The sequence below is a fragment of the Mesorhizobium sp. M1227 genome (genome assembly GCF_040318315.1).
Taxonomy (GTDB): domain Bacteria; phylum Pseudomonadota; class Alphaproteobacteria; order Rhizobiales; family Rhizobiaceae; genus Mesorhizobium.
Map to the genome: position 1 here is coordinate 17,439 of NZ_JAMYLZ010000008.1, position 20,713 is coordinate 38,151.

Annotated in this window: 19 protein-coding genes; 8 read left to right on the top strand and 11 right to left on the bottom strand. The window is 63.2% G+C overall.

Annotated features, from left to right (window positions below; translation table 11 throughout):
- Positions 1–26 precede the first annotated feature (26 nt).
- The 3 genes from NKH28_RS12830 to htpX are packed head-to-tail and all read right to left on the bottom strand — an operon-like array spanning position 27 to position 2,709.
- Positions 27–1,373, bottom strand: coding sequence for an RsmB/NOP family class I SAM-dependent RNA methyltransferase (locus NKH28_RS12830; RefSeq protein WP_352979069.1), 1,347 nt, complete (start codon positions 1,371–1,373; stop codon positions 27–29).
- Positions 1,370–1,696 (bottom strand): hypothetical protein, encoded by a 327-nt coding sequence (locus NKH28_RS12835; protein WP_352451231.1) that lies wholly within the window; start codon positions 1,694–1,696, stop codon positions 1,370–1,372. Before NKH28_RS12835 ends, NKH28_RS12830 begins: the two co-directional genes overlap by 4 nt.
- Positions 1,693–2,709: a zinc metalloprotease HtpX gene (gene htpX / locus NKH28_RS12840; RefSeq protein ID WP_352832905.1), complete on the bottom strand. Its 1,017-nt coding sequence runs from the start codon at positions 2,707–2,709 to the stop codon at positions 1,693–1,695. Before htpX ends, NKH28_RS12835 begins: the two co-directional genes overlap by 4 nt.
- 116 nt (positions 2,710–2,825) lie before the next feature.
- Here htpX and NKH28_RS12845 point away from each other — a divergent pair, with 116 nt between their 5' ends.
- Positions 2,826–3,038, top strand: a complete 213-nt coding sequence (locus NKH28_RS12845) for a DUF1674 domain-containing protein (RefSeq protein ID WP_352979071.1) — start codon at positions 2,826–2,828, stop codon at positions 3,036–3,038.
- A 17-nt stretch (positions 3,039–3,055) separates the two neighbouring features.
- Here NKH28_RS12845 and NKH28_RS12850 read toward each other — a convergent pair whose 3' ends face one another.
- On the bottom strand, positions 3,056–3,727 hold the full coding sequence (locus NKH28_RS12850; protein WP_352979073.1) for an HAD-IA family hydrolase: 672 nt from the start codon (positions 3,725–3,727) through the stop codon (positions 3,056–3,058).
- 178 nt (positions 3,728–3,905) lie between these two features.
- On the opposite strand from NKH28_RS12850, the gene NKH28_RS12855 reads away from it, so the two are divergent.
- The 3 genes from NKH28_RS12855 (at position 3,906) to NKH28_RS12865 (ending at position 8,121) form a co-directional block, all read left to right on the top strand.
- Positions 3,906–4,775 carry a transglutaminase-like domain-containing protein gene (locus NKH28_RS12855; protein ID WP_352979075.1) on the top strand — a complete coding sequence of 290 codons (870 nt, stop codon included), beginning with the start codon at positions 3,906–3,908 and terminating at the stop codon, positions 4,773–4,775.
- 328 nt (positions 4,776–5,103) lie between these two features.
- Positions 5,104–6,465, top strand: a complete 1,362-nt coding sequence (locus NKH28_RS12860) for a pilus assembly protein TadG-related protein (protein ID WP_352767513.1) — start codon at positions 5,104–5,106, stop codon at positions 6,463–6,465.
- A 387-nt stretch (positions 6,466–6,852) separates the two neighbouring features.
- Positions 6,853–8,121 carry a class I SAM-dependent methyltransferase gene (locus NKH28_RS12865; RefSeq protein ID WP_352451225.1) on the top strand — a complete coding sequence of 423 codons (1,269 nt, stop codon included), beginning with the start codon at positions 6,853–6,855 and terminating at the stop codon, positions 8,119–8,121.
- On the opposite strand, the gene NKH28_RS12870 is transcribed toward NKH28_RS12865, so the two are convergent.
- The gene (locus NKH28_RS12870; RefSeq protein WP_352817503.1) at positions 8,122–8,865 is read right to left on the bottom strand and encodes an MOSC domain-containing protein; all 744 of its coding nucleotides are present in this window, start codon (positions 8,863–8,865) and stop codon (positions 8,122–8,124) included. It abuts the gene before it with no gap.
- Positions 8,865–10,820, bottom strand: coding sequence for an acetate--CoA ligase (acs, locus tag NKH28_RS12875; RefSeq protein WP_352451223.1), 1,956 nt, complete (start codon positions 10,818–10,820; stop codon positions 8,865–8,867). The genes NKH28_RS12870 and acs overlap by 1 nt, the downstream gene beginning before the upstream one ends.
- Positions 10,821–11,126: 306 nt before the next feature.
- Here acs and NKH28_RS12880 point away from each other — a divergent pair, with 306 nt between their 5' ends.
- The gene (locus NKH28_RS12880) at positions 11,127–11,399 is read left to right on the top strand and encodes an usg protein (RefSeq protein ID WP_023678111.1); all 273 of its coding nucleotides are present in this window, start codon (positions 11,127–11,129) and stop codon (positions 11,397–11,399) included.
- Between the two features lie 45 nt (positions 11,400–11,444).
- On the opposite strand, the gene NKH28_RS12885 is transcribed toward NKH28_RS12880, so the two are convergent.
- On the bottom strand, positions 11,445–12,479 hold the full coding sequence (locus tag NKH28_RS12885; RefSeq protein ID WP_352683663.1) for an aldo/keto reductase: 1,035 nt from the start codon (positions 12,477–12,479) through the stop codon (positions 11,445–11,447).
- Positions 12,480–12,534: 55 nt separating this feature from the next.
- On the bottom strand, positions 12,535–13,716 hold the full coding sequence (locus NKH28_RS12890) for an MFS transporter (RefSeq protein ID WP_352471291.1): 1,182 nt from the start codon (positions 13,714–13,716) through the stop codon (positions 12,535–12,537).
- 137 nt (positions 13,717–13,853) lie between these two features.
- On the opposite strand from NKH28_RS12890, the gene NKH28_RS12895 reads away from it, so the two are divergent.
- Positions 13,854–14,762, top strand: coding sequence for a LysR family transcriptional regulator (locus tag NKH28_RS12895; RefSeq protein ID WP_352767523.1), 909 nt, complete (start codon positions 13,854–13,856; stop codon positions 14,760–14,762).
- Between the two features lie 59 nt (positions 14,763–14,821).
- Here NKH28_RS12895 and NKH28_RS12900 read toward each other — a convergent pair whose 3' ends face one another.
- Positions 14,822–15,871 (bottom strand): aldo/keto reductase, encoded by a 1,050-nt coding sequence (locus tag NKH28_RS12900; RefSeq protein ID WP_352979077.1) that lies wholly within the window; start codon positions 15,869–15,871, stop codon positions 14,822–14,824.
- 109 nt (positions 15,872–15,980) lie between these two features.
- Positions 15,981–16,643 carry a YggS family pyridoxal phosphate-dependent enzyme gene (locus NKH28_RS12905; RefSeq protein ID WP_352979079.1) on the bottom strand — a complete coding sequence of 221 codons (663 nt, stop codon included), beginning with the start codon at positions 16,641–16,643 and terminating at the stop codon, positions 15,981–15,983.
- A gap of 146 nt (positions 16,644–16,789) precedes the next feature.
- Here NKH28_RS12905 and leuS point away from each other — a divergent pair, with 146 nt between their 5' ends.
- Entirely contained in the window at positions 16,790–19,414 is a 2,625-nt protein-coding gene (gene leuS / locus NKH28_RS12910; protein WP_352979081.1) for a leucine--tRNA ligase, read from the top strand.
- Positions 19,401–19,982: an LPS assembly lipoprotein LptE gene (locus NKH28_RS12915; RefSeq protein ID WP_352979083.1), complete on the top strand. Its 582-nt coding sequence runs from the start codon at positions 19,401–19,403 to the stop codon at positions 19,980–19,982. The genes leuS and NKH28_RS12915 overlap by 14 nt, the downstream gene beginning before the upstream one ends.
- Positions 19,983–20,054: 72 nt before the next feature.
- On the opposite strand, the gene fsa is transcribed toward NKH28_RS12915, so the two are convergent.
- The gene (fsa, locus tag NKH28_RS12920; RefSeq protein ID WP_023719712.1) at positions 20,055–20,708 is read right to left on the bottom strand and encodes a fructose-6-phosphate aldolase; all 654 of its coding nucleotides are present in this window, start codon (positions 20,706–20,708) and stop codon (positions 20,055–20,057) included.
- Positions 20,709–20,713 lie beyond the last annotated feature (5 nt).

Genomic DNA, 20,713 nt, shown 5'->3' on the forward strand with positions numbered 1-20,713 from the left:
GCCGGACGGCGCTTCAAGATCGGCCCTTAGCCGGCTCTGCACATGCGGGCGGCGAAGAAGCCGTCCAGCCCGGAGCGGCCCGGCGAGCCTAGCTCCAGATCGGCAGGCGTGGTGCGCAACGTGCCTTGCGGCGTCAGAAACGGGTCGATGCCGGCGATCTCACCCGGCCGAAGCGGGTCGTCGACAATCTCCGCATTGCCGGCGAGAAAGTCGCGATAAAGCTCTTCGCCTTCCAGCGGATCGAGCGAACAGTTGGAAAAGACGATGCGTCCACCAGGCTTGACCAGGGTGACGGCGCGGGCAAGCAGCCGGCGTTGCAGGTCGGCCAGTTTTTCGACGTCGGCCGCCGTCTTCGTCCAGGGAACGTCGGGATGCCGCCGCACCGTGCCAGTCGAAGAGCAAGGTGCGTCGAGGAGGACGGCATCGAAGAGGTCCTTCGGCTCGTATTTGAGCAGATCGGCCTGGACGATCTCGGCGGCCAGACCGAGCCGTTCGAGGTTCTGCGTCAGCCGTGCCAGCCGCGTTTTGGACATGTCGAGCGCGGTGACGTGGGCGCCGGCGAGGATCAGCTGGGCGGTCTTGCCGCCCGGCGCGGCACAGAGGTCGGCGATTCGCAAACCATCGATATCGCCGAACACCCGGGCCGGCAGGCTGGCCGCTGCATCCTGAACCCACCAGGCGCCTTCCCCAAAGCCGGGCAGTTCGGTCACGGAAGCGCTGAGCTTTTCCACCCGCACCGTGCCGGTCGGCAAGACAAAGCCGCCGAGCCGTTCGGCCCACAGCGCCGGGTCCGACTTGACCGAGAAATCGACCGGTGCCTCATGGCGATGGGCGAGCAGTATCTGCCTGGCCTTGTCGAGGCCGTAGACCGTTTTCAAACGGTCGGAAAACCATTTTGGCGCCTCGTCGGTAGCGGCAAGTGCTGCGGCGAGCTCGTCCTGCTTGGCCCGCGCCAGCGTGCGCAGCACGCCGTTGACGAGGCCGGAAAAGCGCGCCGTGCGCGGATCGGACTTGGCGTGTGTCACGGCGAGGTCGACGGCGGCGCTGTCGGGAACATCGAGGAACAGGATCTGCGCTGCCGCCACATGCAAAATGTGCGAAAGCGCCGTGGCGTTGGGCGGCAGCGGCTTTTCCAGGCGACGGGCCAAAAGGCCTGATATGGTCATGCGGTAGCGCAGGGCGGTGACCAGAATGGCGCGCACCAAAGCGCGATCGCGCAGGTCGAGCGCCTTGTATTGTGGATGGCCGTTTTCATGGTCGGTCAGCCCGTCGAGCGGCGTTTTCGCGTCAATGACGGCGGCAAGCAGGCGCGCGGCTGCCTTGCGCGCGGCGAGGCCGCGAGCTTCTGAAGCCTCACTGTGAGTTGGCCTCATTGTGTCGGCGATCGGTTGACTAGTTTAAATATGGCGCTGACAAAATCTTCTTTGCTTCCTAGGGGGGAGATCACCTGAATGTAGTCTTTCTCAACCGTGCCGACATAGTCCGCGACTTGCTTTGGAGATGCACCATCCCCGACAAGTCGGACGATGTGGCGGAGATAGGTGTCATATTCATCTTCAGGAAGTGGGCGAAAGCCCAGGTCACTTGATGTTGCTATGCTCGCCATCGGTATGCCGATAGGGTTCCAGTGCCTTGCACAAAGATCGCGCATTTCCGCCAGCGAGATCCCGCCTTTTTTGTCTGTCGCGCTCGTCACGACCACGGACCTTTGGGTCCGGTCGGATTGCGTCCCCAGGGATTGGGTCTCGGCTTGGCCGGCTCAGGCGGCCTCTCGGGCCGCGCGGCCCTGTCCCACGGACCAGACGGCTGCTGCCCGGTCCCTTCCGGCGCCGGCCTTGACGTCGCGGCCGCTTCGGGTGCGCCGGCCATTTCGCTCGCCATCCTCTGCAACGCGGCGATGCGGTTTTCTGTGCTCGGGTGAGTGGAAAACAAACTGTCCATGCGCTCGCCGGAAAGAGGATTGATGATGAAGAGATGGGCGGTTGCCGGATTGCGCTCGGCATCCGGGTTGCGGATGCGTTCGGCGCCCCGCGCGATCTTGTCAAGTGCCGAGGCGAGCCACAGCGGGTGTCCACAGATTTCGGCACCGCGCCGGTCGGCCTCGTATTCGCGGGTGCGGCTCACCGCCATCTGCACGATCATGGCGGCCAAGGGCGCAACGATCATCGCCACCAGCACGCCGACGATGCCAAAGGAATTGTTATTGTCGCGGTTGCCGCCGAAAAAGAAGGCGAAATTGCCGAGCATCGAAATTGCGCCGGCAAAGGTGGCGACGATCGTCATGGTCAGCGTATCGCGGTGCTGCACATGGGCGAGCTCGTGTGCCATCACCGCCGCGACTTCTTCATGCGATAGCCGCTCGAGCAGGCCGGTGCTGGCGGCGACAGCGGCATTTTGCGGATTGCGGCCGGTGGCGAAGGCATTGGGCTGCGGATTGTCGATGAGATAGGTTCTCGGCATCGGCAGGCCGGCACGTTGCGCGAGACCCTTCACGATGGCGTAATATTCAGGCGCGTTGCGTTCGTCGACTTCGATCGCACGGTGCATCGACAGCACCATCTTGTCGGCGTTCCAATAGCTGAACAAATTGGTGCCGGCGGCGATCAGCAAGGCAATCATCATGCCGCCGGATCCGCCGACCAGATAGCCGACGCCCATGAACAGGGCCGTCATTGCGGCCAAAAGCATGGCGGTGCGAAGGGTGTTCATCGTCTGCTCCATTTGGGCCCAACAAAGGGGTCGATCCTTGTGGGCCCATCGCTATATGATGGGAAACAGCGGTTCCCGTTTCAATCGGGGCCTGTTTCAATCTAGCGGAAGATCGCATGATCGACAAAACCAGCCAAACGCATGCTAACGGCTCGCCGCAAAAGCCGCTGACCCCGGCAGCCAGGCGCGCCTTGGTCGAGGCCGAGGTCCGGCGGGAGAAATATCGCGAGCAGGAAGCCACGCTGCCGAGGGAGATCGGCGGGCGCGGAGACAAGGAGCCCGGCCGTTACGGCGACTGGGAGGTCAAGGGCCTGACCAGCGACTTTTAGCCCAGGCAGGGTGTTAGTCAAACAGGCAGCGCGGCCCGCTCCACTCCGATGGCAATCCAGCCGCTGGAATCGACGGCGATGCCGATCGCGTCATAGCCGGCGATGGTGGCATGCGGCGTCTCCAACGGATGCCGGTGCGTGGCGCTGATCACCACGACCGCAGCGCCCGCGGCTTCGGCCGCCGCTATGCCGGCCGGCGCGTCCTCGAAGACGAGGCAGTCGCCCACATCGACGCCGAGCCGTTCGGCCGCCAGCCGGAAGCAGTCGGGCGCCGGCTTGCCGCGAGCCACGTCCTCCGCCGCGACGATCACGGCGGGAGCCGGAATGCCGGCGGCCTGCAGGCGCAGCAAGGCAAGTTCGCGCGGTGCCGAAGTGGCGATCGCCCAGCTTCCAGGCGGCAGCGACGCCAAGAAGGCCGCGGCGCCGGCAATCGGGCGAATGCCCTCGACATCGGCCGCCTCGGCCTGCAAAAGCGATTCGGCTTCGCGGGCAGGATCGACGCCTGGGAGCGCCAGCCGGCTGATGGTCTCGATCGCCCGCACGCCGTGGATGGTCGGCAGGAATGCGGCGACGTCAAGACCTTGCCGATGCGCCCACGCTGCCCAGACCCTTTCCGCCGCGGCGATCGAATTGAGAATCGTGCCGTCCATATCGAACAGGAAGGCCGCGAATTTTCTGCCTGCGAACATCGGTTTCCCGGGGTCATTTTGGAGGAATTATTTCGAAAGACGCGTGTCGATCGACCGTAACGTTGCCGCGTCCGTATGGGAAGCCGCGAGGCGCCGTTTTTGACGACCACAAGGAACCGCCGCACACTCTCCTGCGTTGACCAGCACTATCTTCCATGACGATCGTAGGGGGACGGCGATGCTGATCAGGCTCGGCTATGAAATTGCCATTGAATGCGCTGCAGCCACGCCGATTGTTTCGCTGCTCGAGATCCATCGGGATCGCCAGGCCGACATCAAGCGGCAGACGCGCGTGCTGACGTCGCCGTCGGTTCCGACCAGGGTCTACCACGATCTTTTCGGCAATAGCTGCCGCCGCTTCACGGCGCCGGCCGGAAGCTTTCGCATCCTTTATGACGCGGTGGTCGAGGACAGCGGCGAGACGGACGAAGTCAACACGCTGGCCAGGGAAGTCCCGGTTGCCGAATTGCCGGACGAGGTGCTCGGCTATCTGCTCGGCAGCCGTTACTGCGAGACCGACCATCTCGGCGACCTGGCCTGGCAACTTTTCGGCCAGCTTCCGCCGGGCTGGGCGCGGGTGCAGGCGATCGTCGACTATGTCCACAACCGCCTGTCCTTCGGCTACGGCTATGCGCGCTCGACCCGCACGGCGGCGCAGGCGCATGAGGAGCGCGTCGGCGTCTGCCGCGACTTTGCCCATCTGGCGATCACGCTCTGCCGCTGCATGAACATCCCGGCCCGCTACGTGAACGGCTATCTCGGCGATATCGGCGTGCCCGCCGATCCGGCGCCGATGGATTTCTCGGCCTGGGTGGAAGTGTTCCTCGACGGCAGATGGTACACCTTCGATCCTCGCCACAATGTGCCGAGGATCGGCCGCGTCGTCATAGCCCGCGGCCGCGACGCCACCGACGTGCCGCTGCTGCACAGTTTCGGCCCTCATCGGCTCAGCCTGTTCAAGGTCTGGACCCACGAGCAGGAAGGCAATCTGTTCAAGCCGCCCTATCGCGGCGTCGACAAGACTGTCAGCGCACGGATGCTGGCCTGATCTTCGGACACATTCGCAGTCCGGATTTTCACCTGCCGCCACTGCGGCAGCACTGATCCTGTTCGATACATCTCGTCTGTACCGGATTGGGACGCAGTCCAGCCGTCTCGAATTGCGAGCCCGAATCTTGGTAAGCGCTTTTTGAACAAAGCCGTGCCGACGCGGCTTTCGTTTACCCGCTGTTTACCTTGTCGCCGCTCGAAACCGTTTGGAAACAATGGCCTGAGCGGGGGCCGCTCGCTTTCCCGCGCCCGGCGGCGCGATCCGGCCGGATTCCTGCAATGCGCGTTCGGACAGCTGCAGGCTGTAGCGAATGGAGGCGGAAGGAATGCGGCGTTTCGGGGGTCTTGTTCAGGCGATCGGCGGCTTTGCCGGGGATCGCAGCGGAAATTTCGCGGTCCTGTTTGGTATAATCGGCTCAGTACTGGCGCTGAGTGTCGGCTTTGCCGTCAACGTATCCCAACTCTACAATGTGAAATCGAGCCTGCAAGGCGTCGTCGACGCTGCGGTCACCTCGACGGCCCGCGACCTGACGACCGGCGTCATCAGCGAGGCCGAAGCCAGCAAATCGGTGCAGGCCTTTCTCGATGCCAACAGCACGGCGGGTATCCTGCAGGACAATCAGATCGTTCTCGACAAACTGACCGTCGACCAGACCGCCAGGACCGTTCAGGCGGACGTTCATGTCAATGTCAGCTATTATTTCCCGCTTTTCAGCACGGGTAGCATGCAGCGCGTTCCCGCATCGACGACAGCTCTCTATTCGGACAAGCAGATCGAAGTCGCGATGATGCTCGATGTGACCGGCTCGATGGCAGGCCAGAAAATCATCGATCTGCGGACGGCTGCGGCGAATGCCGTCGACAGTTTTCTGGGCGGTCAGGACACCTCCAAACCGCGCGTGCGGGTTGCCATCGTACCTTATGCCAATTCGGTGAATGCCGGTACACTTGCCGCCAGCAGCGTCTATGTGGAAACCACCGCCAGCCAACGCAAACAGGCGCCGGCCAATGACGCTGTGCAGTATGTCTCGGGCCTCATCCGTCCTGACAATTGCGCCACCGAACGCAAGGGGACCTACCAATATTCGGACGCGGGCCCCGACGCCAGCATGGTCAACCGCGACTACCTGCTGTCGTCCTTCGCCTGGCAAACCGGCACCGCCGCCTGCCCGGCCGCCACGCTGATGCCGCTGACGGCGGATGCGACGGCGCTCAAGACGGTCATCAAGAATTTCATCGCCTCCGGCGGCACTGCCGGCCATATCGGCGTACAGTGGACCTGGTACATGCTCTCGGAGAACTGGGGGAGCATAATGAGGACTTCGCAGCGGCCGGCCAAGATGGATCCAAAAAAGGTCGCCAAAATCGCGATCCTGATGACCGACGGCGAATTCAACCTGTCCTACTTCGATGCGAGCACGGTGAGCGACGTCTACAATGACGCCGGCAAGGAGCCGACCCGCACGGCCGCCAAGAAACTTTGCGCTGCCATGCGCGACAACGGCATCGAGATCTTCACTATTGGGTTTGACCTAAACGAAACGAATGCCAAGGCCACGCTCCAGGATTGCGCGAGCCCGGACACCGCCAAGATCAAGCACTTCTACCAAGCTGCCAATGGAACCGAACTCAACCAGGCTTTCCAGGACATAGCGCGCAACGTCGAGATGTTGACCGTAACCAAATAAGGGACAACAGCCCAAAAAGGAAAAGGCCGCCGCTTCTCGCGAAGTCGGCGGCCTTCCGTGTTTCCGTCCATGGCGCGGCTCCTGGCGGCGACGGTTGGTCGCCAGCCGCGCATCTCGCGCCTTAACGGGAAGACTGCTTCCCGAAGGTGCGATCCGCTGAGGCCACGTTCTGGAAAACGAAATCACTCGACATCGGATCACCTCCTTTCGATTTGTTGAACACTTCCTCATGATGGGATGTCATCCGGCAAATGGCAAGGCGCGGCACTCGAAAATCCTGAACAAGCGTGCTTGTGCACTCGGGCGGCTTGCGGCCGGCCGATCGGGCAGGCAAGATCGAGCCGCGATTGTTCCGGGCCGTTATTTGCCGGGTAAGGGAGGACGGGGATGGAGGCAGCCGAGAGAGCGGCCCGGATTGTTCGGACGGTCATCGAGACGCTGAAGCCGGGTTTCGCGGTGAGGCTGTGGACAGGCGAGCGGATCGGCCCGGCTACCGGCCCGGTGCTCACTATCAACGACCAGGACATCGTCTGGCAGATCGTACGTCGGCCCTCTTTATCGACGCTGATCGAGATGTGGATTGCCAAGGCGGTCGACGTCGAAGACGGATCGCTGTTCGATTTCTACGCCTTGCCCACGCACGGCAAGCTCAGGACGAAGCTCAAGACATTGCCGAAGCTGGCGATCCTGCGCGACCTGCCGGCGGTGCTGTTTTCGCGAAAACAGATGACGACGCGAACCGATCTTTCCGGCCGCAATCCTTTCGTCAGCGGTTCGAGCAAGGAGGCGATCCAGCATCATTACGACATTTCCAACGCATTCTACCGGCTCTTCCTCGACGAGCGCATGGTCTATAGCTGCGGCTACTTCAAGGATTTCGCCAACGATATCGATCAGGCCCAGAGAGACAAGCTCGACCATATCTGCCGCAAGCTTCGCCTGAAGCCCGGCGACAGATTGCTCGACATCGGCTGCGGCTGGGGAGCGATGCTCATCCATGCGGTGAAGAATTATGGCGTCGTCGGCCACGGCGTTTCGCTATCGGAAGCACAGACCGAACTCGCCCGTGAACGCATCCGCGCCGCCGGGCTGGAGGACCGCATCACCATCGAGATCAAGTCCTATGCCGAGCTGTCCGGCTCCTTCGACAAGATCTCCTCGATCGGCATGTTCGAGCATCTGGGGCTTGCCAACCATGCGGCCTATTTCTCGAGGATCCATCGCCTGCTCAAGCCCGGCGGCATCTATCTGCACCACGCCATCACCCGGCGCGACAAGGGCAGCTTGAAGAAGACGCTGCGCAAGGGGCCGGAATTCAAGGCGCTGATCAAATACATTTTTCCGGGCGGCGAACTCGATACGATCGGCATGACGCTCGGCAATCTCGAGGCGCACGGCTTCCTCGTCTACGACGTCGAAAACTTGCGCGAGCACTATGCGCGCACCTGCAGGCTATGGGCAGAGCGTCTCCACGCACGCTTCGACGAAGCCATCGCCGAGGTCGGCGAAGCCAAGGCGCGGCTCTGGCTGCTTTATCTCACCGGTTGCTCGATCACCTTCGAACGCGCCTCGGCGCAGGTCTTCCAGACCGTTGTCACCAGGCGCGCGCGCGGCCCGAGCGGCCTGCCGCCGACGCGGGCGGATTTGTATCGATAGCTACAGGAGGCGCATCGTGGCGCCGATCTCGACGCGGGCCGGTCGGTCGACGGTGCAGTAGACGCCGAGATTATGGGCGTTGTGGCGGACCAGGCTGCGCAGGATTGCCGGGTCGTGGTCGAACCCGTTCTGGCCAATGATGGTGAAGCCGCAGCGGCGGCACGGCTCGGAGATGGTCAGGAGCAGGTCGCCGATTGCCAGCTTGCACCCGATCCATTCCGTCTCGGGAAACGACCCCTCGACCTCTGGCATATCGACGACGATGTTGGGGCGGAAGCGGCGCGCGTCGGCGGCGCCCTCTGGATGCAGCACTTTCAAACGCGCCAGTGAGGCGGTGGTCAGCAGATGAATAGGGGTTTTGACGTAGCGTTCCGTCAGCAGGGGGCCGAGGTAATCCGGAGCCGCATTTTCCCGGCGGAACGGCCGGATGGAAGCCGCAAAGCCGAGATACGCGGAAACCGCGCGATCACTTTGCGCGCCAGGTGCCGAAAGCCAGCGTCCGTCGGGGATGGCGACCTCCAGCCTGCCGGCCTGCGACAGCCGGGTGCGGATGCGGGGCACCTTGTGCCATTTCGCTTCGCGGTCGGGCCGCGCGATTTCATCGGTCGAGGTATCGACAAGACCAAACAGGCGGTCGCCTTCGACGGTATACCAGTCGACGGAGATCGCCTCCTGAAACTCGCCGGCGAGCGAGCTCGCGGGATAGCGCCAAAGCTCGGTGACGGCGCCCAATGCGGGTTGCATCAGCCCTTCTTGTTTTGCCGGTTGGCGATCAGGTCGTCGACGACTGCCGGGTCGGCGAGCGTCGAGGTGTCGCCGAGCGCGGCAAAATCATCCTCGGCGATCTTGCGCAGGATGCGCCGCATGATCTTGCCGGAACGGGTCTTCGGCAGGCCGGGCGCGAACTGGATCTTGTCGGGCGAAGCGATGGCGCCGATCTCCTTGCGGACATGGGCGACGAGCTCCTGGCGCAATTCCTCGCTTGGCGTCTCGCCGGCCATCAGCGTGACATAGCAGTAGATGCCCTGGCCCTTGATATCGTGCGGGTAGCCGACGACGGCGGCCTCCGAGACCTTCTCATGCGAAACCAGCGCCGATTCGACCTCGGCGGTGCCCATCCGGTGGCCGGAGACGTTGATGACGTCATCGACGCGGCCGGTGATCCAGTAGTAGCCGTCAGCATCGCGGCGGCAGCCGTCGCCGGTGAAGTACCTGCCCTTGTAGGTCGAGAAATAGGTCTGCACGAAGCGGTCGTGATCGCCATAGACGGTGCGCATCTGGCCCGGCCATGAGTCGGCAATGCAAAGATTGCCGCTGGCTTCGCCTTCCAGTACCTTGCCGTCGGCGTCGACCAGCTGCGGCTTGACGCCAAAGAAGGGCCGCGTCGCCGAACCCGCCTTGAGGTGGGTGGCGCCCGGAACCGGCGTGATCATGATGCCGCCGGTCTCGGTCTGCCACCAGGTGTCGACGATCGGCACCTTGCCGTTGCCGACGACGTTGAAATACCATTCCCAGGCTTCCGGATTGATCGGCTCGCCGACGGTGCCGAGCACGCGCAGCGACTTGCGCGACGTTTTGGTGACATGGGCATCGCCGGCGCCCATCAGCGCGCGCAGCGCCGTCGGCGCGGTGTAGAAGATGTTGACCTTGTGCTTGTCGATCACGTCCCAGAAACGCGACTGCGACGGGTAGTTCGGCACGCCTTCGAACATCAGCGTGGTGGCGCCGTTGGCGAGCGGCCCATAGACGATATAGCTGTGGCCGGTGACCCAGCCGACATCGGCGGTGCACCAGTAGATATCGCCCTCATGATAGTCGAAGACATATTGGTGGGTCATCGAGACATAGACGAGATAGCCGGCGGTGGTGTGCAGCACGCCCTTCGGCTTGCCGGTCGAGCCGGATGTGTAGAGGATGAACAGCGGGTCCTCGGCGTTCATCTTCTCGGGCTTGCATTCGGCCTTAACCGTGGCGACCTCGTCATGGTACCAGACGTCGCGCCCGGCGGCCCAGCCGGTCTTGCCGCCGGTGCGGCGCACGACCAAGACCTTTTCGACTTTCGTTCCGGCCTTGGCGGCGATCTCGATCGCCTTGTCGGTGTTCTCCTTCAGCGGGATAGTCTTGCCGCCGCGCAGGCCTTCGTCGGCGGTGATGACGAAGGTCGACTTGCAGTCGTCGATGCGTCCGGCCAGCGCATCCGGCGAAAAGCCGCCGAAGACAACCGAATGAATGGCGCCGATGCGCGTGCAGGCGAGCATCGCATAAGCGGCCTCCGGGATCATCGGCATGTAGATGGTGACGCGGTCGCCCTTCTTGACGCCGTGCTTCTTCATCACATTGGCGAGGCGGCAGACACGTGCGTGAAGTTCGTTATAGGTGATCTTCCTGTCGTCGTAGGGATTGTCGCCTTCCCAGATGATGGCGGTCTGTTCGCCGCGCTTCTTCAGATGCCGGTCGATGCAGTTCCACGAAACGTTTGTCTGGCCATCCTCGAACCATTTGATCGAAACCTTGCCGTCGAAGGACGTGTTCTTGACCTTGCTGTAGGGCTTGAACCAGTCGATGCGCTTGCCGTGCTTGCCCCAGAACTTGTCCGGGTTCTTGACGCTGTCGGCGTACCATTTCAGGTAGGTGTCATTGTCAATCAGCGCGTTCTTCTTCCACGCCGGCTGGACGCGATGGACATGAACATCGGACATTTCTTCGCCTTCCTCCCCAAAACCAAACCGCCGGCTTGACCGCCGGCAGGATCGCGGCGATGCGGCCGCGAATTCGCGCGCATTATTAACAGTTCGGCGGTGACGGCAACATTAGACGTTGGATTCGCGCGGCGGGATGCCGCAGGTGCCTTGCCGGGCGGTGTCAGCACTCTCGTGAGGCGGCTGCTAAGCGCATGTTTTTGCGGGAGGAATCTGGTTTGATCGCAGAAATATCAATAGACGAATAAGCAAATGGGGTGCACAATTTCAGGCTGGGAGGAAGGAGAATCAACCAGGGGACCGGCAATGCGCGACCATTCAGAAATGGACCTGATGCTCAAGGGCTATGGCTTGACCACGGCCAAGATTCTTTATCACTTCCCAGATCATCCGCATCTGCTGCAGAGCTTCATCTGGCAGGATTACGACATCGCCCCGAAATTTCCCGTGCTGATCCGCTTCATCGAGTTCTGGAAGGCCAAGCTCGAAGGCCCGCTGCATTCGGTCAGCTACACGCACCAGAAGCTGATCGCGCCGAACGAATGGCGCAAGGTCGACGGCGAGTTCGTTCTGCATTAGCCGGGCGGGCGGCAGTCTGGGAGCCGCCGCCCAGCTTTTGGAGCGTCAGACTGCGGGCGGGTTCAGCCGGGCAAAACCCTCCTGCCGGCGATAGGGAAAATACGGATAGGGTGCGGTGACCTCACTTGCCGTGTCGAGCTTCTTCATCTGCTCGGCTGTCAAGGACCAGCCGACGGCGCCGAGATTCTGGCGCAACTGCTCCTCGTTGCGCGCGCCAATGATGACGGAGGCGACGGTCGGCCGCTGCAGCAGCCAATTGATGGCGATCTGCGGTATGGTCTTGCCGGTTTCCTCGGCGACAACATCAAGCGCGTCGACGACCCGATAGAGATGCTCATCCTCGACGGGCGGTCCGAAGCTTGCCGTGTCGTGCAGCCGGCTTTTCTCAGGCAGCTTCTGGCCACGGCGGATCTTGCCGGTCAGGCGGCCCCAGCCGAGTGGGCTCCACACCAGCGCACCGACGCCCTGGTCGAGGCCGAGCGGCATCAACTCCCATTCATAATCGCGTCCGACCAGCGAGTAATAGACCTGATGGGCGACGTATCGGGGATAGCCATGTCTATCCGCCAGGCCGAGCGACTTCATCACTTGCCAGCCGGAAAAATTGGAGACGCCGACATAACGCAGCTTGCCGGCGCGCACGAGACTGTCCAGCGTCGACAGCACCTCCTCGATCGGTGTTGCGGCGTCGAAGGCGTGCAGTTGCAGCAGGTCGATGTAATCGGTGCCAAGACGCTTCAGCGCGTCTTCGACGGCCTTGATCAGGCGTGAACGTGACGAGCCGGCATCGTTGGGACCGTCGCCCATCGGCAGCGAGGTCTTGGTCGAGATCAGCACGGCGTCGCGGCGGCCCTTGATGGCAGCGCCGAGCACTTGTTCGGAAGCGCCATTCGAATAGACATCGGCGGTGTCGAACAGGTTGACGCCGGCCTCAAGGCAGATGTCGACCAGCCGCCGTGCTTCCGCCGCATCGCTGTTGCCCCAGGCACCGAACAGCGGGCCTGAACCGCCGAAGGTTCCAGCGCCGAACGAGAGCACCGGGACCTTCAGGCCTGATGCGCCAAGATTTCGATAATCCATGGGTTTGCTCCTTGTGGAAGGATGGCTGTTTCAAAGATTGGCTGAGGTTTGCGTTCTATGACCGCGCGATTTCCGGTGTAGCGAGGACAGGATCTCGGTCGAGACGCAGCGCAAACGCCGCTACGGCAAGCGCTGAAAGTGGCAACAGCGCCGCGACCCAGGTGACGGCACCGAGGCCGGGACCATGGGCGATGACCACGCCGCCGAGCCAGGCGCCGGCCGCATTGCCGAGGTTGAAGGCGGCGATGTTGAAGGATGAAGCTAGGCTCTGGCCGGCGCCTTGCGCCTTCTGCAACACCCATAACTGTAGCGGCGCGACGGTGGCGAAGGCGGCGGCGCCGAGCAGGCCGACATAGATAACGGCCATGACCTGGCTGTGCAGGGCGAAGGTCATGGTGCCGAGCACCAGCGCCAGCACGACGAGACTGCCGAGAACGGACGGTACCAGCCAGCGATCGGCGAACTTGCCGCCGGCGAGGTTGCCGGCGATGAGGCCGCCGCCGAAGACCAGCAGGATCGGCGACACCGCTGTCTCGTCAAAACCGGTGATCTCGGTCAGCAACGGGGCGATGTAGGTGAAGACGGCGAAGACGCCGGCATAGCCAAGCACGGTGGTGGCAAAGCCAAGCAGGACCGGCGCGCGGCCGAGCAAGGCGAGATCGGCGCGCAAATTGCTCTTCTCAGGCTCTGTTCGGCTGCGCGGCACCAGCAGCAGAATGATGGTAAAGGCGGCGATGCCGACCAGGGTCACCGCCCAGAAGGTCGCGCGCCAGCCGAAGGCTTGGCCGAGCCATGTGCCGAAGGGCACGCCGAGGATGTTGGCGATGGTCAGGCCGGTGAACATCAGGGCGATCGCCGAGGCTTTCTTGTTGGGCGCCACCAGTCCGGTCGCCACGACCGAGCCGACGCCGAAGAAGGTACCGTGGGCGAAGGCGGTCAGTACGCGCGCACCCATCAGCGTCCAGTAGTCTGGGGCAAGCGCACAAGCGAGGTTGCCCAGCGTGAAGATCGCCATCAGCGCCAGAAGCACGGTCTTGCGCGGCCAACGGCCGGTCGCGATCGTCAGCAGCGGCGCGCCGATGACGACGCCCAGCGCATAGCCGGAAATCAGCTGGCCGGAAGCTGAGATCGAGACGCCGAGATCGGTGCTGACGTCGAGCAGCAGGCCCATGATGACGAATTCGGTGACGCCGATGCCAAAGGCACCGGCGGCAAGAGCGTAAAGAGCAAGGGGCATGGCGGTTCCCACTTCGATGACGACCAGTTTTGACGACGGGTGCCGTGTCCTCCCACGCCCCGATCCGGAAGATCGTGCCGCGATGTGCTGTGAACCAGCCTTGCATCGGGCACATCGTCTGTGAAATAGATTCACCAATGGCCAGGCCCGACATCAATCGCTCCGGCGAGATCGAAGTGTTCGTCCGCGTCGTCGAGGCGGGCAGCTTTTCAGCCGCTGCCCGCGCGTTGCGGATGACGCCGTCGGCGGTGAGCAAGCTGATCGCGCGGCTGGAGGCGCGGCTTGGTGCGCGGCTGGTCAGCCGTTCGACGCGCAAGCTGCAACTGACGCCGGAGGGGGCGGCGTTCTTCGACAGCGGCGTGCGCGTCCTTGCCGACATGGCGGCGGCCGAGCGCGAGGCAGCGGCGGGTGCCGCGCCGCGTGGCCGGCTGCGGATCAACAGCTACGTGCCTTTCGGGCAGCATCGGCTGATCCCGCTTTTGCCGCGTTTCCTAGAGCGCTACCCCGAAATCTCGGTCGATCTGGTGTTGACCGACGATGTCATCGACCTGATGGAGGAGCGCGCTGACGTCGCCATCCGCGCCGGGCCGCTCGGCGAATCACGGCTGGTGGCGCGCAAGCTCGGGCAGAGCCGGGTGGTCGTCGTTGCGGCGCCATCGTATCTCGAAGCGCGTGGCACGCCCAAGACGCCCGCCGACCTCGATCGTCACAACCGGATGGGATTCCGTTTCGTTCGTCACCTCGAGGGCTGGCCTTTTATCGACGCGGCCGGCAAACCGATCACCCTGTCGATCATCGGAAATACGCTGGTCAGCGACGGGGAGGCGATGCGGCTGATGGCGCTCTCGGGGGCGGGCATCGCCCGGCTGGCACGCTGGCATGTGGAGGCCGACATTGCCGCCGGCCGGCTGCTGCCGCTGCTGGAAGAGTTCAATCCCGGCGACGAGGAACTCACCCACGCCGTCTATGTCGGCCAAGGCAAGTATCTGCCGGCGCGGGTGCGGGCGTTTTTGGACTTTTTGGTCGAGACTGTCCGGCTGACTTGAGCCCAAAAAAGATCGGGAGCCTGCCGGCTCCCGAAGCATCGAATCGAAGGTAAATTGAACTACTTTTTCGGCACAAAGGGCGCCGGCCGCCGGCCGGCCGCCTGACGCTCCAGCATCCAGCCGGGGTATTCGGCGGGCAGGGCACTGACTTCGTCGAGGCGAACAAGATCATCGGCATCGAGCTGCAACTCGGTGGCTGCAAGGTTCTGTTCCAGCTGCTCCATGCGGCTGGCGCCGATGATGACGCTCATCACGAATGGCTTGGCCAGGACATAGCCGAGCGCCACCGTGGCGACGCTGACGCCGTGCTTGACGGCGATCTCGCGCATGACAGCGACGGCTGCCCAGGCACGGTCCTCGTCGACCGGCGGGAAATTGAAGCTGGCGCGGCGGCCCTCGCCATTGCCGGGGGCGCCCGGTCCGTATTTGCCGGAGAGCAGGCCGCCAGCCATCGGCGACCAGACCATCAGCCCGAGTTTCTCCTCGTTGAGCAGCGGCACGATTTCGCGCTCGAGATCGCGGCCGGCGATCGAATAATACGACTGCACGGTCTCGAAGCGGGCAAAGCCTTTGCGCTCCGCAATACCCAGCGCCTTGGCGATGCGCCAGGCCTGCCAGTTCGAGACGCCGACATAGCGGACCTTGCCGGCGGCAACCAGGTCGTCGAGCGCCCGCAGCGTTTCGTCGATCGGCGTCACCGTGTCGGTGCCGTGCAGCTGGTAGAGATCGATGTGATCGAGCTGTAGCCGCTCGAGGCTGCTCTCGACCGAATCCATGATGTGGCCGCGCGAGGAACCGCGCTGGTTCGGGCCGCCGCCCATGGCGCCATGAACCTTGGTGGCGATGATCACGTCCTGACGGTTGACGCCAAGGTTCCTGAGCGACTGGCCGAGAAGCCGTTCCGAGGCGCCGAAGGAATAGACATCCGCCGTGTCGAAGAAATTGACGCCGGCGGCGAGGGAGCGGGCAACGATCTCGTCGACGCCCTTCTGGTCGAGGCTGGCGATCAGGCCCCATTGGGCATTCTCGCCGGCCGCGCCGAACGTCATCGTGCCGAGGCAAAGTTCGGAGACGAACATCCCCGTATTTCCAAGTTGATTGTAACGCATGGTGGCTCCAGACGGGTTGAGAATAACTCGACCGATATAGGAACGAAACGTTCCGTTTCTATACGCTGGCTTAGTCGATGTCAGCCTGTGGCCTAAGGTCGGCTGCGCCTCATCTGGCGCCGAAAATCGCCGATCCAACCCTGACACTGGTCGCGCCGAAGGCGATCGCGATTTCGTAGTCGCCGGACATGCCCATGGAGAGCTTGTCGACGCCGGCCTCAAGCCCAAGCTTTTCCAGCAGCGCGAAATGCGGACCGGGGTTCTCGTCGGCCGGCGGAATGCACATCAGCCCTTCGATGGCGAGGGCGTGAACCGAGCGGCAGCGGGCGACGAAGGCGACAGCCTCGCGCGGCTCGATGCCGGCCTTTTGCGGCTCGGAGCCGGTGTTGACCTGGACATAGAGCCTTGGCGTCCTGCCCTGCCTGGCGATTTCCTTGGCCAGCTCTGCGGCGATCTTTTCACGATCGATGGTTTCGATGACGTCGAACAATGCCACCGCTTCCTTGGCCTTGTTCGATTGCAGCGGACCGATCAGATGCAGCTCGACGTCGGGAAACGCCGTCCGCAGTGCCGGCCATTTGGCTTGTGCTTCCTGGACGCGGTTTTCGCCGAAGACGCGCTGGCCGGCCTCGATGACGGGGCGGATATCGGCGGCGTTGAAGGTTTTCGAGACCGCGACCAGCGTCACCGCTCCGGCTTCACGTCCTGCCTCGCGCTCGGCGGCAGCGATCCTTGCCTTGACCGTGAAAAGCTGTTCGACGGCGCTCGCCATGCCTATATCCTGCCTGTGTTTGGCTTTTCGCCGGATCGCCGCAGTTGACGGGTCCGGCAATCCATGGTGAACACCGCGACGACATTTCCTGAGCCGCCCGGGCATTGTCCGGCGGCTCGCGCATGCTTTTAAGTGAAAAACACCCGATGGCAACCGAACGATACAATCCGCGCGCGTCAGAGCCCAAATGGCAGAAGGCCTGGGACGCCAAGAAGCTGTTCGAAGCCGACAATGACGACCCGCGCCCGAAATACTACGTGCTGGAGATGTTCCCCTATCCGTCGGGGCGCATCCATATCGGCCATACCCGCAACTATACGATGGGCGACGTGGTGGCGCGCTACAAGCGGGCCAAGGGTTTCAATGTGCTGCACCCGATGGGCTGGGACGCCTTTGGCATGCCAGCCGAAAACGCGGCGATGCAGAACAAGGTCCATCCCAAGGACTGGACCTATCAGAACATCGCCGCCATGCGCGAGCAGCTCAAGGTCATGGGCCTGTCGCTCGATTGGGCGCGCGAGTTCGCCACCTGCGATGTCGACTACTATCACCGCCAGCAGATGCTGTTCCTCGATTTCGTCGAGAAGGGGCTGGTGACGCGCAAATCCTCCAAGGTCAACTGGGATCCGGAGGACATGACGGTGCTTGCCAACGAGCAGGTCATCGACGGACGCGGCTGGCGCTCAGGCGCGCTGGTGGAACAGCGCGAGCTGACGCAGTGGTTCTTCAAGATCACCGATTATGCGCAGGATCTGCTGGATTCGCTCGATCAGCTCGACGACTGGCCGGAAAAAGTGAAGCTGATGCAGGCGAACTGGATCGGCCGTTCAGAAGGGCTGCTGATCCGCTGGCCGCTGGTCAAGCCAATCGCCGGCGAGCATGAGCTCGAAGTCTATACGACAAGGCCCGACACGATCTTCGGCGCGTCCTTCATGGCGATTGCGGCCGACCATCCGCTGGCCAAAAAGGCCGCCGAAGACAATCCGGCACTGGCAAAGTTCATCGACGAAGTCCGCCATATGGGCACTTCGGCGGCGGCCTTGGAGACGGCCGAGAAGAAGGGTTTCGATACCGGCACTCGCGTCGTCCATCCGTTCGACGAGAGGTGGACGCTACCCGTCTACGTCGCCAATTTCGTGCTGATGGACTATGGCACCGGCGCCATCTTCGGCTGCCCGGCACATGACCAGCGCGACCTCGACTTCGCCAACAGATACGGCCTTCCGGTCATTCCGGTGGTGATGCCGGAAGGCGAGAATCAAGGAAGCTTCCAGGTCATCGACGAGGCTTACGTCGATGATGGCGCGATGATCAATTCGCGCTTCCTCGACGGCATGAAGCCGGATCAGGCATTCGACGAGGTGGCGAAGCTGCTGGAACAAAGGACCATCGGCAACCGGCCGATGGCAGAGCGCAAGGTGAATTTCCGCCTGCGCGACTGGGGCATTTCGCGCCAGCGCTATTGGGGCTGCCCGATCCCGATGATCCATTGCGAGGATTGCGGCGTGGTGCCGGTGCCGAAAGCCGACCTGCCGGTCAAGCTGCCGGACGACATCGAGTTCGACCGGCCGGGCAATCCGCTCGATCGCCATCCGACATGGCGGCACGTCAAATGCCCGCGTTGCGGCAAGGATGCGCGGCGCGAAACCGACACGATGGACACATTTGTCGATTCTTCGTGGTATTTCGCTCGCTTCACCGCGCCGTGGGCAAACGATCCGACCGATCCCGAGGCCGCGACTGAATGGCTGCCGGTCGACCAGTATATTGGCGGTATTGAGCATGCGATCCTGCATTTGCTCTATTCGCGCTTTTTCACCCGCGCCATGCGCGAGACCGGCCATGTCGATCTCGCCGAGCCGTTCAGGGGCCTGTTCACGCAAGGCATGGTGGTGCACGAGACCTATCGGGTTGGCGGCGCCTCGAACGGCCGCTGGCTTGCGCCAAGCGAGGTCAGGCTGGAAGACGCCGACGGCAAGCGCCGCGCCTTCGAAATCGCCACCGGCGAAGAGGCGGTGATCGGTCCGCTCGAAAAGATGTCGAAGTCGAAGAAGAATACGGTGAGTCCGGAAGAGATCACCGACGGCTACGGCGCCGATACGGCGCGCTGGTTCATGCTGTCGGACTCGCCGCCCGAGCGCGATGTCGAATGGACCGACGAGGGTGCGGCCGGCGCGCACCGCTTCATCCAGCGCATCTGGCGCCTGGTGTCGACGGCTGCCGAATCGCTCGCCGGAGTCCGGCCAGAGGCGGCGAAGGACGGCGAGGCCGGGACAGTGTCCAAGGCCGCGCACAAGATCCTGAAGTCGGTCGGCGAGGATATCGAAAAGCTCGCCTTCAACCGCGCCATCGCCCGCATCTACGAGCTCGCCAATGCCTTGACCGTGCCGCTCAACGAGGCGGCAGAGGGCAAAGCCGGTCCGGCGCTGCAAGCGTCCTGCCGTGAGGCCGTCGAGATCCTGGTGCACCTGATCGCGCCGGTCATGCCGCATCTGGCCGAGGAGTGCTGGCAGACGCTCGGCGGCACCGACCTTGTCGCCGAACGGCCCTGGCCGGACTACGATCCCTCGCTTGTCGTCGACGCCGAGATCGTGCTGCCCGTCCAGGTCAACGGCAAGAAGCGCGGCGATTTGACAATTGCCCGCGACGCGGACCAAGGTGCGGTCGAAAAAGCGGTTCTGGCCCTCGACTTCGTGCAGAAAGCGCTCGAAGGTAAGGCGCCGCGCAAGGTGATCATCGTGCCGCAGAGGATCGTCAATGTCGTTGCCTGAGCCGCGAAAGACAGAGCTGACGCTGCGCCGTGTCGTGCTTTGCGGGCTGCTCGCCTCGGTGGCGCTGGTTTCCGCCTGCACGGTGCGGCCGCTCTATTCGACCGCGCCGCTGATCGCCGGCTCGCAGGTCGGCGCCGCTGCCGAGCTGGCATCGATCTCGGTCAAGCCGGTCAAGACCCGCTACGCCCAGCAGGTCCGCAACAATTTGATCTTCGCGCTCGGCCAGGGCGCCGGCGAGCCGGCTTCGCCGGTCTATTCGCTTGATCTCGGCGTCTCCGAACTCGTCGAATCGGCGGCAATCGAGCAGGTCACGACCGACGAGGACGAGCCGACCGCCGGCACTGTGACGCTGACTGCCAACTATGTGCTCAGCGATGCCAAGACGGGCACGGTCATAGCGAGGGGCAAGCGCTCGATTCCGTCGTCATACGACAGGCCGCGCCAGGAATTCGCGTCATACCGAGCCCAGATCGATGCCGAGAACCGTGCGGCGCGCGAGCTGGCAGATGTGCTGCGGCTGTCGATCGCCCAGGATCTGATCAAGCACGGCAAGCCGGCGGCAAGCTAGGTCTTTCCAGAGTGCGCAATCTGCAAAAAAAAGGCCGGTTGCTCGGCCTTTTTTGTTCGTAGGATAGTCGCTTCAGCCGATCTTCTGCCCGGTCTTTGCCCAGTCGGCGAGGAACTGCTCCAGGCCCTTGTCGGTCAGCGGGTGCTTGACCAGTGCCTTGAGCGTCGCCGGTGGCGCGGTGATGACATCGGCACCGATTAGCGCCGCCTGCTTGACATGGTTCACGGTACGCACCGAAGCGGTCAGGATCTCGGTCTGGAAGTCATAATTGTCGTAGATGGTGCGGATATCGGCAATCAGCTCCATGCCGTCCCAGCCGCTGTCGTCGATGCGGCCGACGAAGGGCGAGATGAAGGAGGCGCCGGCCTTGGCGGCGAGCAGCGCCTGGGTGGCCGAGAAGCACAGCGTGACGTTGACCATGCGGCCGTCCGACCGGATGTCCTTGCAAGCTCTCAGGCCGTCGAGCGTCAGCGGCACCTTGATGCAGACATTGTCGGCGATCCTGGCCAGGATCTTGGCCTCCGCCATCATGTCCTTGTATTCGGTGGCGACGACTTCGGCCGAGACCGGGCCCTTGACGATCTCGCAGATCTCCCGTGTGACGTCGGCGATCTTGCCGCCGGATTTCAGGATCAGCGACGGATTGGTGGTTACGCCGTCGAGCAGCCCCAAATCGTTCAGCTCGCGGATTTCCTTGACATCGGCGGTGTCGACAAAAAATTTCATGGCGG